Raw genomic sequence first — 10,750 nt, 5'->3', positions numbered from 1 at the left:
CGTGGCCCTGGCCGTCACCGTCGAGGGCCGGCGGGACATCCTGGGGCTGTGGGCCGGCGACGGCGGCGAGGGCACCAAACACCGGATGCACATCCCCACCGAGATCAAGAACCGTGGCGTGAACGACGTCCTCATGCTCGTCTGCGACGGGCTCAAGGGCCTGCCCGACGCGGTCGAGACCGTCTGGCCGAAGACGATCGTGCAGACCTGCGTGGTCCACCTGCTGCGGAACTCCTTCCGCTATGCCGCCCGCCAGGACTGGGACAAGATCGCCAAGGTACTCAAGCCCGTCTACACCGCGGCGACCGAGAACGCGGCCCTCGATCGGTTCACGGAGTTCGCCGACGCGTGGGGCAAGAAGTATCCGGCGATCGTGCGGCTCTGGGAGAACGCGTGGGAGGAATTCACCCCGTTCCTCCGCTTCGACACCGAGATCCGCCGCATCGTCTGCACCACGAACGCGATCGAGTCCGTGAACGCGCGGATCCGACGGGCGGTGAAAGCCCGCGGCCACTTCCCGAATGAGCAGGCCGCCTTGAAGTGTGTCTACATGGCGATCATGTCGCTGGACCCGACCGGCCAGGGCCAAGCCCGCTGGACGATGCGCTGGAAGACAGCCTTGAACGCCTTCGATATCACCTTTGACGGCCGACTCTCTGCAGCCCGCCAGTAGCCCTCAACAACCCGAGTTACACCGCTCGTTTGACAGACCCCCCGCTGCACCAGCGCCACCACGACCAGCAGGTGACGGCAGCCCACCAGACCCTCATCCACCTGCAAGCCGCCTACGAGCACACAGCCGTCGCACCACTGACCGCACTCGCCCAGCGCCGGCCACCCCAGCAAGTGGTGCAGCGCCACATCCTCCTCATCCACCAGATCATGCCGGACCATGCCAAGCCGGTGGCCGAAGACCCGTCCTTCGACGCACTCACGGCCGCGCTCGCGGCCGCCGAGAAGGCCGGACACGATCCGAAGAAACTGCTCCAACAGGCCACCGCCGAACGGGCACTCGACGACGCCCGAAGCCCCGCACGGGTGCTGACCTGGCGCGTCGAGCGACTCAGCGCCAGGCCGGTTCCGAGTGAGCGTGCACGTGTGGCACGGATACGGAGTGCGACGCGGTAGTCGGTCGCGCCGGTCCGACCGACAACGGTTGCGTCGGCCTCCCAGCCGCAGCCTCCACAGGCACGTCGACGTTGATTCCACCCGCTTCGTATTGGTCACACCCGCTTCCGTACCCGAAGCGGGTGTCAGGCCGCGCACCCCAGCGCATCGTGGGCGAACGCGAGAGCCCGAGACCGAGCTCCCACAGCGTCGGGGCCGCAGAAGGCCAACGCCCGCAGAGCATTGACCTGTCGCCCCGAGGCCCACAGACCAGTGGTCGGCGAGAGAAACGGGACGACGGCTACGCCCAGCTCGGAAGGGGGCATGGTCCAGGTAGGTCATGCCGCCGGTGCCGCACAGGTACGCGCGTGCGCCGGTGGCGTCGGCCAGGGCGGCCAGCCGCTCGGACCGACCCGTGCGTGCGGGCAGGGCGCTGCTGCTGAAGATCTGCCCCCGCCAGCCGAGCAGTTCGAGCAGGGCGCGAGTCGAGGCCGTGGCGACCGGCGCGACCCTTCCTGTGTCGAACGCATTCCAGACCGGCTGAAGGGCACGGTCAAGTGCGGGCCAGTGAGGACTGGTCCCGTACTGCTGGCGCAGGATCGATGAGGATCTGCGTCGGGCCGCGGCAGGGTCGGCGATCAGGGTGTCTCTGATAAGGGTGGCGCGCCCGGAGGGGCGGTGAGTGGGGATGGTCAGCCACCGGTTCGGGCCAAGGCCGTCGAGTGTGGCGATGCGGGCGCGATGCTGGTAGTCGCGGCGGGCGAGCTGCACGTCGTCCAGGACGATCCAGTGGTCCGCCGCGAACAGCTTGGCCAGCGTGGATAGCCGGGGCATGAAGTTGGGCTGGTGGATGGCGCACAGGCTGCCCGGGGAGGAGAGTTCAGGAGGCGATGAGGCGGCTGGTGAAGCCAGTGTGGATGAGGGATTCGTACGCAGCATGCACGTCCTCCGGGACCTCCTGCTCGATGGCGAACCCGAGCTTCGGATACTCGATCACCCGCTGGAGGTCGCCGACGAGCATGTCCACCACGAGCTTCTCGTCGCCGATGGACTTCAGGTAGTCGTCGAACTCCAGGGTTTCCGAGGCGCACACCATCTCGACCTCGGGCCACAGCTTGCGGGCGGTGGCGTACGACCGCCGTTCCATGTAGGGCTTGGAGACCAGCAGCACCTTCTCCGGGGTGATGCCGGCGTCGGCCAGGACCTCGCGGGCGAGGGTGATGTTCTGCCCGGTGTTCGCGGCGTGGGGCTCCAGCAGGATCGCTGAGGCGGGGACGTCGAGGTCGATGGCGTGCTCGCGGAAGTGGACCGCTTCGCCGCGGGGGAAGACCTTGGCGGTGGTCGGGCTGTTGCCGCCGGTGAAGACCAGCGTGGGGAAGAGACCCGCATGGTACAGCTCGGCGGCGCGCGTGGCCACCCCCAGGTCGTGGCTGCCCAGGCCGATCGCCACGTCCGCGGGGTGGGGCTGGTGGTGCATCTGGTGGTAGTCCCAGATCGCCTTGGCCTGGTGCCACTGGTCTTCGGTGATGACCTGCTGGCTGTCACTCATGCGTTCGTCTCCCTGATCACCGTCGGCGGGGCCCCGGGCGGCCCCTCACTGCTGGCCTTGACGCTCTCGATACTGCGCAGTTGGTGCACGAGGCCGTACTGCGCCGCCGTCCGAGCGGCCTGGCCGAGAACGCGTAACCCATCATCGCGGGTCGCCGCGTCGGACAGCAGGATGTGGCCGTGAGCGGTGTCCAGTCGTACGCGTTGCATCGGTGAGTCGCTGCTCCCGCTGCTTCGGGCGATGTCGATGAAGTGCAGGGCTTGGGTGAGGTCCCCGACGCCCCGGCGGGCCAGGGCGAGCTTCTGATGGGCCACCGACCAGTCGTCGGGTTCGGTGAGGTCTTCGAATTCACGGGTCGCGGCCTGCATCACGCGGGTCGCGTAGTCGTGGTTGCCGTCCTTGCTGAGTGCGGTGCCCACCCACAGGCGCGCTCTGGCCCGGTCACGGCGAGAGAGCCGGTCGTCGACGGCGAGCGTCTCGTACGTACGGGCCGACGTCTCCAGGTCACCGGACATCTCCGCGACGACCGCGAGGGACAGATCGAGCTGGGCGACACGGCGGGGAATGTCGAGCTGGGTGAAGATCGAGCGCGCGCCCGCGTAGGAGTGGCGTGCGGACAGTGGTCCGAGCACCGCGCCCTGATCGCGCTTGAGGTCGCCGAGTAACGCGGTGGATCGGGCGTAGAGGTACAGGCCCTTGTCATCGAGTTCGGCGGCCGTGAAACGGTTGAGCCATCGGCCCAGCAGGCTGTCGGCGAAGGTGAAGTTCTGCCGGGACAAGGCGACGACGGCACGGTCCAGGTCGTCGGTCCACGACTCGTACTCCCAGGCTCTGGGCCCGGCAGCCGTCACCCGGCGTCCGGCTGCCGCCTGCCCGGGGCCGGCCATCTCCGACAGGAGCGTTTCGAAGCGCAGGTGCACGGAGGCATCGGCGCGACCGAGCGCGGTGTCGAGAATGGCCTGCGTGTCGGGGCGGGGCTCGGTCGCGGACCGGAGCTTTTCCCACTTCGAGATGGTCGCGACGGCGAGACCGAGGCGCTCGGCGAAAGCACGCACGCTCAGGCGGAGGGCGAGCCGTAGGGCTCTGGCCTCCAGGCCGGTCCAGTGGTGCACGGTCGCCACGCGTCGCTCCCTTCCACCAGCCATGGAAGCAGAAGCGTGCGGCCGGTGGGGCGGAAGTAGAGCGCAAGTGGAACAGCCGGTGATTCCCTGTGCATTGAGGTACGGCGACGCTCAAGGGGTCTCTTCTCGCCGAGTCCCTTGGACGGTCACCAGCATGGAACTCCTTACCGAGCACCGCCCGGTCAACGGGCCCGTCGTCTACGGCTTCCTGCGGCTGGCCGGAGTCTCCGCAGCCCGTCAAACGGCGTTACGGGCGTCACTGACGGAGTACTGCCGGATCCATGAGCTGCAGCTCTCCGGCGTCTTCAAGGACAGGCTCGCGACGACCGAACCGAGCTCCACCGCGTTTACCGGCCTGCTGGACGCGCTGGCCCTTCCTGACATCTACGGTGTCATCGCCCCCGCCCTGTCTCACCTGGGGCCGAAGCACCTCGCCGCCGAACGCACCCGCCTTATCGAGGCCGCCGGCGCCCGCCTGCTGCTGGCCCGCCGCCCCCGCATCGGGCCTGGCCACGTACCTCGTCAGCAGACCGCCCACCGCCGCTTCCCCGCGCCACTCCTCCTGAGCACGGAGTCATGAGGCACCCCATGCCCGAGTCGCTTCAGCAGTTCTTCGAGGCCCGCCGCCAGTCCGTACGCAGAGCACGGGAGTTCGCCACCAGAGCGCTGGACGGCTGGGGCCTGACGAGCCGCATCGAGGACATCCGCCTGTGCCTCTCCGAACTCGCCACGAACGCCGTTCTCCACGGCACCGCCCGCGGGCACGGCTTCCTCGTCCGGCTCGACATCGACGACAACTGCGTACGCCTGGAAGTGCACGACAGCCGTCGCCAGCAGCCCGTCGTACGCGAGCCGACCGCCACAGACATCTCCGGGAGGGGCCTGACGTTGGTGGCCGCGCTTTCCGACGAGTGGGGAGTGAGGGACCGTACACCGCTCGGGAAGGTCATCTGGTCCTGCTTCAAGACCGCGGACGACGCCGCACAGTCGATCAGCCCTCCCGTCCCAAACCACGACGACCGCCCTCTGGAGGTCCGATGACCGTAACCGGCACACCGGATCGGGCGGCGCCTGCCGCGTCAAGCACGCGTCTCGTGGCCAGCCCGTTCCTCGCCCAGCACCTCCTTCTTCAGCCAGGCCGAGCGGTCGGTGTGCGCATTCCTGGGGTTCGCTACGAGGAGCTGCGCGCCGCGAGCCACGTCGGAGGCCCTCTGCCGGCTTGGCTTGTTGATGCCGCGCGGCAGGCGTGGGGCACCGAGCTGCCTGACGGACCGGTCGGCGATTTCGTCCTTGTGCGCGAGCGATCGCCGTACGGGTACGCGAAGGCGTCCTGGGAAATCAACCTCGGCTGCGACTACGACTGCGAGTTCTGCTACCTCGGCGAGAAGCGCTTCGAGGGCCTGGACTGGGCGGGCAAACAGCAGCTCCTGCGGACGATGCGCGACGCGGGCGTGCTCTGGCTGCAGATCACGGGCGGCGAGGCACTGATCGACCGCGAGTTCGGCGCGGCCTACGAGTACGCCCACCAGCTCGGGATGATGGTGCAGGTCTCCTCGAACGGTTCGTCTCTGCGCAAGCCGCCGATCCGCGGGCTGTTCGCACGCCGTCGCCCTTACCGGCTCACGCTCAGCGTCTACGGCGCGACCGCGGACACGTACGACAAGGTCACTCGCAACCGCGGCGCGTTCGGCCGGTTCATCCAGGGTCTGGACGCGGCCCACCAGGACCGGCTGCCGGTCCGGCTGAACGTGATCGTGTCGGACGACAACGCTCACGAACTCGACGCGATGGTGGCTCTGTGCTCGCGCTACGGCTTCCCGCACCAAGTCTTCACGAACATGTCGCCGACGATCGACGGCGAGGCGAACCCGTTGGCGACGCAGGCCGAGGGCCACATCAAGGCCAGGAGCGTCTTCACCGGCTGCAATGCAGGCCGGACGTTCTTCCACGTCAACCCGCACGGCATCGCGTCCGTCTGCAAGGTCGGCCGCGACCCGAGCGTGAACCTCGTGACCGAGGGCGTCGCCGCCCTCACCCGGCTCGGCGCTATCGCCGAGTCCCTGCAGCTCCGCACCGGTGGATGCTCCGGCTGCACGAAGGTCGGCACCTGCCGTACCTGCCGACCGCTGGCCAAGCTCTACCAGGATGCGGGGGACCAACGAGAGCTCTACTGCCAACACGGAGGCTACGGATCATGACTCCACCCACCACAACCCTCACCCCGCCGCGCGAACCGATGCTGCTCACCATCGGACGGCGCCCCACCCATGGTGCAACCGGCGCCCTGCCCGTGCCACTGCCGGCCGGGGCCATCCGCGATGACGAGGTCCAAATCATCACCGACCTGGACGAGGCCGCCGAGGGCGCCGAGTGCAGCTGCTCGGCCGGCGACGACCAGCCGTACTAGATACACCGCAGGCGGGCGCCGCACCGCTCGCGTACGCGCCCCATGAGTGCCGCCCCGGTCGTACCCTGGCCGGGGCGGCACTCCCTTGTCTCCGAGCCCCATGAGGAACCGCGCGTGTCCATGTCTCGCACTCCCTTCGATCAGCTCCCAGCCGACGTCCGCCAGGCTGTCACTGACAAGACCGGCCCCGTGCACCAGGCGGTGACCATGACTGGCGGCATGAACTCCGGCGTTGCCTCCGTCCTGGAGACCGAGAGCGGCAGCGTTTTCGTGAAGGGCATCGCGAGTGATCATGCGCAGGTCGCAGCACAGCGCCGCGAGGCGGAGATCGCCCCCCACCTGCCCACCTCCTGTCCCCGCCTGTACTGGCACCTGGAAGTCGGTGGATGGAGCCTTCTCGGATACGAGGTCCTCAGCGGTCGCCACGCCGACTACAGCTCCGGCTCCGCCGACTTGGTGCTCGTAGAAGCCGCGCTCACCGAACTGCAACGGATCACCGCACCGGCCGACGTCGAGATCAAGGACGCGATGGACCGCTGGGCGGACTACGCTCCGCCTGGAACGCTCCAGCACTTCAGCGGCAACACCCTGCTGCACACCGATTTCGCACCGCACAACGTCCTGATCGCCGACGGGCATGCTCGCCTCATCGACTGGGCGTGGCCAACGCGCGGTGCGGCGTGGATCGATCCAGGCGCCTTGGCACTGAGGCTGATGGACGCCGGCCACCCGGCGGAGGACGCGATCGTGTTCGCAGGCCGCTTCCCGTCGTGGCGGAACACCGATCCGGAGGCGCTGGCGGCATTCGGTTCCGCATCTGCGGCGCTGTGGCGGGAGATCGCCGAGGAAGATCCGACGCCTTGGAAGCAGGGGATGGCCAAGCGGGTCGCTGCGTTCAGGCTCGTACTCCACAGAGGGCCGTAGGCCCGATAACAGCAGAGGGGGCGACGTTCATCAGCGACAGTGGTTCGCTGCGAAAAGACCGAGACGAACGCCAGCGCATGCTCCTATCTTCAGACTATGACCGTCACCGCACGGCGGGATCTCGTGAGCCCCGCGACCCGCAACACATTTCACTCTCTCGCCACGGACCTGACCATCCGCATCGTGGCCGAGCTGTGGGAGGACCATGGGTTCGCTCCCACCCCTCCAGACGAGCTGAAGTACCAGACTCGGGTCAGCGTCGAACCGAGTTCATGCTCTACGCGGAAGGTGTCGACTGGTCAGACTCGAGCCAGGTGCGGCGTGCGCTTCTGGTCTTCGAGGACTTCATTCGCGCGTACCGCGACCCGGGCGATCAGAGCACACCGAAGTGGTCGGACGACATCAGGGTGCGACTGGAACGAGACGGCTTCGCTCTCGATCGGGAGGGCAGAATCTCTTGGTCCAACCCGCCGGTGCTGGTCCGTGATCTGAGCGACAAGTACGTAGCAACACCTCTCCTGACCAGGTGGGTCCAGACACCTGTGCCGCACGCCGTGGGGGGGGCTGGATCGAGGCGAGCTTGCGCTGCGCCGGCCCACGCGGGCGTTCCCATCGGCGAGTTGCCGCGCGATGAGCTGCAGGAGATGGTCGTCGGTGACTGTATACAGACCGCAGGTGACGTCGGCGAAATCTTCGACTGGTTGAGGGAGACGGGCATACGCTCAGCTCCCCGGCAGAGCCAGGCTGATCAGGGGTTACGCATCGGCGGATTTGCGATTGAGTTCCGCACCGTGAGAACGAAGACCGCCCGATTCTCTTCGGTCACCTGAATGTTATGCCTGAAATCCTCTACGAAGCGTGCGCCTTCGTTGTTTATTTCGCCCCCTAGCTCCCCGAAGATGGTCATCCTGCGAAGCCACTCTTCCCCCTCTGCCATGGAGCGATCCGCATTTTCCACGATCCGCTCCAACTCCTCTATGGAATAGAGCTCCTGCAGCTTCTCTAAGTCGCCAGCATGGGTGAGTACTTGTTTGAGCTGCTCAAATTTTAGGTCAGGCGAGAGTTCGCGGACATGGCTTTCCTGCTCCCGTAAGCGCGCGACGGCCGCCACGATGTATCGGCCAAACCTATCCTCCTTTTCGATGTTTTCCATGGTTGCGTCAGAGATCGACTGAGCAGATTGAGCGACTTCGTCAGGGCCAAGAATCGATATGCGCCGCGCGCGTTCCAGCATGCGAGTGGCCGCTTGGCGTAATTCTGCGCGATGGGGCTTATGCTGACCGTCCTCTGGACGGGCCAACTCCTTGCGCCTGCGGGTGCACTCGTCCCAGGCGTCGAGGAATCCCTCGCAGGCGGAAAGACGTTGCTGCCGTAGCCAGTGAGCATGCTCGTTTGCGGCCTGGTCGTATGCCTGTCCGCGCACAGCATCGGCACTCTTGTCCGCTCCGGCCTTGGTAGCCCATGCCGTGAAAGCAGCTCCCAGTATCGAGCCGAGAAGTCCACAACCTGCCGCTATCAACGCGACTGTTCCCTCATCCATAAAAAGCCATGATGCACGAGGAGTTGGCGTCGTAGTAGCCACCAGAGAAGTTAACGAGCCGAACAGGACAAGGATCGCGCAGAGCAGCGCGGCCGGTCTACCAACAGCGCAAAACAGGACTTTGCTGTAGAGGAGTTGGGGTACGAGGCAGGGCATACAGAGGGGAGGGGTGCGACCTGTAGCGGGTCACTGGAGGGGGTGGCGCCGGTCTCGGTGTGGATCGATCGGCATGTAAGACAGTGAGCAGCGACCGGTCGCCGAGTTCGCGATCCCACATGACGCGCAGGAACACGCCGCCAAGGGCTACGTCGACCTCGACGGCCTCGATCGAGGTGTTCGTGATGCCGTCGACCTCGGAGGTGCTGCTGGGCGTGGTCGTCGGCCGCAGTGAGGGTGGGCGGCTCGGAGAACAGCAGTGCGGCCGAGGTGCTCCCGATGTCTGCGGCGAGCGGAATATACAGTCAGGTCTCGGTGCGCGTGGAGCTTGGGGCTAGCGGCTCCGCCCGCGTCGGCGGCCGTCCCAGCGTGGCGGCGAGGCGGTCGCGGTCGACGTAGCACCACGTGTCATCGAGCCTCATTTCGCGCGGTGCTCAGCGGCGAACTGCAGTGGCGTCCACAGGATGCCGGTCTCAGGCAGTGGCACGGGTCAACTCCTCCGCCGATTTGCTTAGGTGCCTGCGCTCAACCGGTCGCGTGCGCGAGCATGTTCGGCATGGATCAAGGGTTAGCAGCTGTGCTCGGGGCCAGCGTTGCAGTCATTGGAACATTGGGCACGGCTGGTGTGACGTACGTAGCCACGCGAAGCCAAGCGCGTGACCAGGGCCGAGTAGACCACCGACAGAAATTGCGTGACGAGCGTCGAGATGTCTACGGCGCATTCATGGATTCTGCCGAGCCATTAGACCGAGTGATTTTCGATCTCATTGAAAGGGAATGCATAATCGATAATTATCAATCACCCTATGCCATGGACGCAGCTGAGCGAGCTCTGGAGGAGCTCGATGTCGCAGTGCACGGTCTCTACAGAGCTGGGACACGAGTGAGATTGCTCGGCCCTAGCTCTGTAACCGCATGGGCTGACGAGCTATGGACTGATGCAGCCTATTTGAGGACTGCCCTTACCGACCTTGCGGTAGGGCGAATAAATATGACCGAATTCCAGGAGGCCGTTGACAAGGTGGAGACCAGTAAGAGGGAGTTCACAGAAAGTGCCAACGCTGTTCTCGAAGCTTTGCCGTAGCCATCGACGTGATGGTTGCTTCGGGCGACGAACGTACACGACCATGGCCGACCCTGGCCGCCGGTGAGGAAAGGCTCATGGGTTCTACGAGCCGTGGGGCTTTGCGGAGCAAGCTCACTTGTGTCATGCGCCGACTCTCACGCGATCACCCGATCAGGAGCCCTGTTCGACCAAACCTGCCCTGTGAGCGATAAGCGGATGGCTTCTGAGCGACGCCTCATGCATCACGATCGAGCTGGCGCGCATCCGCAGAGACCTCACCACAGATCCCCCACGGTGCCATTGGCGCAGCCAAGCAGCTCATCGAGGCGACCGCGAAGACGGCTCTCAACGAACTCAGCATCGAGGTCGACAAAAGCGCCGCACTTCCCGCTCTGATCAACACTGTCCAGAAGGCGTTGAAGCTTGATGCCGGCTCGGCGCCTGACGGACCAGACGGCAGCAAGGCCGTTAAGAAGATCCTTTCGAGCTCGGTGAACATCGCCGTCGGGGTCGCCGAACTACGCAACCAAGGTTTCGGCAGCGGTCGCGGGCAGGCGAGCGCACCGTCTGGGCTTGGCGTGCGCCACGCCCGACTCACGGTCAACGCTGCCGTCACCTGGTGCGAGCTGATCCTCGATACCCTGTCGGACCCCACCGCACCGTGGCGCAAGGCCAAGGTCTTAATCGCTCCATCCTCACAGATACCGTGTCGCCTGCAGAACCTTGCAAACTTGCTTCCGCAATGCAATTCGCAGGCTAGGCGCCGAGACGCTCTATGGACGGGCAGCCCTCTGCTGGGAGAATCCTGGGAGATGATCTTACTCCTGAGGCCCACCGAATCCCCGCCGCACCGCCCGAGAACAACGCCTTGACCTGCACA

At 66.1% G+C, this 10,750-nt stretch carries 12 protein-coding genes and 2 pseudogenes; 9 read left to right on the top strand and 5 right to left on the bottom strand.

Annotation, left to right across the window (positions count from 1 at the left end; genetic code table 11):
• Positions 1-673, top strand: a 673-nt coding sequence (locus tag ACIQMU_RS30695; protein WP_402690160.1) for an IS256 family transposase, incomplete at its 5' end; no start/stop codon positions are given.
• Positions 674-720: 47 nt separating this feature from the next.
• Positions 721-1,203: pseudogene (locus tag ACIQMU_RS30690) on the top strand (mobilization protein); the annotation flags it as partial.
• A 50-nt stretch (positions 1,204-1,253) separates the two neighbouring features.
• Here ACIQMU_RS30690 and ACIQMU_RS30685 read toward each other — a convergent pair.
• From ACIQMU_RS30685 to ACIQMU_RS30675, 3 genes and pseudogenes are all read right to left on the bottom strand, one after another.
• A pseudogene (locus tag ACIQMU_RS30685) lies at positions 1,254-1,941 on the bottom strand (WbqC family protein).
• A gap of 46 nt (positions 1,942-1,987) precedes the next feature.
• Positions 1,988-2,656: a YdcF family protein gene (locus tag ACIQMU_RS30680; protein WP_402690159.1), complete on the bottom strand. Its 669-nt coding sequence runs from the start codon at positions 2,654-2,656 to the stop codon at positions 1,988-1,990.
• Positions 2,653-3,777 (bottom strand): helix-turn-helix domain-containing protein, encoded by a 1,125-nt coding sequence (locus ACIQMU_RS30675; protein ID WP_402690158.1) that lies wholly within the window; start codon positions 3,775-3,777, stop codon positions 2,653-2,655. The genes ACIQMU_RS30680 and ACIQMU_RS30675 overlap by 4 nt, the downstream gene beginning before the upstream one ends.
• Positions 3,778-3,931: 154 nt before the next feature.
• On the opposite strand from ACIQMU_RS30675, the gene ACIQMU_RS30670 reads away from it, so the two are divergent.
• The 5 genes from ACIQMU_RS30670 (at position 3,932) to ACIQMU_RS30650 (ending at position 7,108) form a co-directional block, all read left to right on the top strand.
• The gene (locus ACIQMU_RS30670) at positions 3,932-4,357 is read left to right on the top strand and encodes a hypothetical protein (RefSeq protein ID WP_402690157.1); all 426 of its coding nucleotides are present in this window, start codon (positions 3,932-3,934) and stop codon (positions 4,355-4,357) included.
• A gap of 8 nt (positions 4,358-4,365) precedes the next feature.
• A complete protein-coding gene (locus ACIQMU_RS30665) occupies positions 4,366-4,818 on the top strand; it encodes an ATP-binding protein (protein ID WP_402690156.1) in 453 nt (150 codons plus the stop codon).
• A 53-nt stretch (positions 4,819-4,871) separates the two neighbouring features.
• Positions 4,872-5,975: a radical SAM protein gene (locus ACIQMU_RS30660; protein ID WP_402690162.1), complete on the top strand. Its 1,104-nt coding sequence runs from the start codon at positions 4,872-4,874 to the stop codon at positions 5,973-5,975.
• Positions 5,972-6,184 (top strand): hypothetical protein, encoded by a 213-nt coding sequence (locus ACIQMU_RS30655; RefSeq protein ID WP_402690155.1) that lies wholly within the window; start codon positions 5,972-5,974, stop codon positions 6,182-6,184. Before ACIQMU_RS30660 ends, ACIQMU_RS30655 begins: the two co-directional genes overlap by 4 nt.
• A 120-nt stretch (positions 6,185-6,304) precedes the next feature.
• Entirely contained in the window at positions 6,305-7,108 is an 804-nt protein-coding gene (locus tag ACIQMU_RS30650) for an aminoglycoside phosphotransferase (RefSeq protein WP_402690154.1), read from the top strand.
• A 748-nt stretch (positions 7,109-7,856) separates the two neighbouring features.
• Here ACIQMU_RS30650 and ACIQMU_RS30645 read toward each other — a convergent pair.
• On the bottom strand, positions 7,857-8,648 hold the full coding sequence (locus ACIQMU_RS30645) for a hypothetical protein (RefSeq protein ID WP_402690153.1): 792 nt from the start codon (positions 8,646-8,648) through the stop codon (positions 7,857-7,859).
• Between the two features lie 880 nt (positions 8,649-9,528).
• Here ACIQMU_RS30645 and ACIQMU_RS30640 point away from each other — a divergent pair.
• On the top strand, positions 9,529-9,888 hold the full coding sequence (locus tag ACIQMU_RS30640; protein ID WP_402690152.1) for a hypothetical protein: 360 nt from the start codon (positions 9,529-9,531) through the stop codon (positions 9,886-9,888).
• A gap of 217 nt (positions 9,889-10,105) precedes the next feature.
• On the opposite strand, the gene ACIQMU_RS30635 is transcribed toward ACIQMU_RS30640, so the two are convergent.
• A complete protein-coding gene (locus ACIQMU_RS30635) occupies positions 10,106-10,369 on the bottom strand; it encodes a hypothetical protein (RefSeq protein ID WP_402690163.1) in 264 nt (87 codons plus the stop codon).
• On the opposite strand from ACIQMU_RS30635, the gene ACIQMU_RS30630 reads away from it, so the two are divergent.
• Complete coding sequence (locus ACIQMU_RS30630) at positions 10,287-10,742, top strand: abortive infection family protein (protein ID WP_402690151.1); 456 nt, start codon at positions 10,287-10,289, stop codon at positions 10,740-10,742. The two genes, ACIQMU_RS30635 and ACIQMU_RS30630, sit on opposite strands and share 83 nt — an antisense overlap.
• Positions 10,743-10,750: the final 8 nt, after the last annotated feature.

This window comes from Streptomyces sp. NPDC091649, from assembly GCF_044756785.1.
In the GTDB taxonomy this organism is placed as follows: Bacteria; Actinomycetota; Actinomycetes; order Streptomycetales; family Streptomycetaceae; genus Streptomyces.
This window is presented reverse-complemented; position numbering and strand designations above follow the sequence as displayed.

Excerpts from the sequence above, each read along its gene's own strand:
- ACIQMU_RS30680 (WP_402690159.1), bottom strand. The coding sequence starts at position 2,656 with ATGAGTGACAGCCAGCAGGTCATCACCGAAGACCAGTGGCACCAGGCC.
- ACIQMU_RS30670 (WP_402690157.1), top strand. The coding sequence starts at position 3,932 with ATGGAACTCCTTACCGAGCACCGCCCGGTCAACGGGCCCGTCGTCTAC.
- ACIQMU_RS30665 (WP_402690156.1), top strand. The coding sequence starts at position 4,366 with ATGCCCGAGTCGCTTCAGCAGTTCTTCGAGGCCCGCCGCCAGTCCGTA.
- ACIQMU_RS30655 (WP_402690155.1), top strand. The coding sequence starts at position 5,972 with ATGACTCCACCCACCACAACCCTCACCCCGCCGCGCGAACCGATGCTG.
- ACIQMU_RS30650 (WP_402690154.1), top strand. The coding sequence starts at position 6,305 with ATGTCTCGCACTCCCTTCGATCAGCTCCCAGCCGACGTCCGCCAGGCT.
- ACIQMU_RS30645 (WP_402690153.1), bottom strand. The coding sequence starts at position 8,648 with ATGGATGAGGGAACAGTCGCGTTGATAGCGGCAGGTTGTGGACTTCTC.
- ACIQMU_RS30640 (WP_402690152.1), top strand. The coding sequence starts at position 9,529 with ATGGATTCTGCCGAGCCATTAGACCGAGTGATTTTCGATCTCATTGAA.
- ACIQMU_RS30635 (WP_402690163.1), bottom strand. The coding sequence starts at position 10,369 with ATGTTCACCGAGCTCGAAAGGATCTTCTTAACGGCCTTGCTGCCGTCT.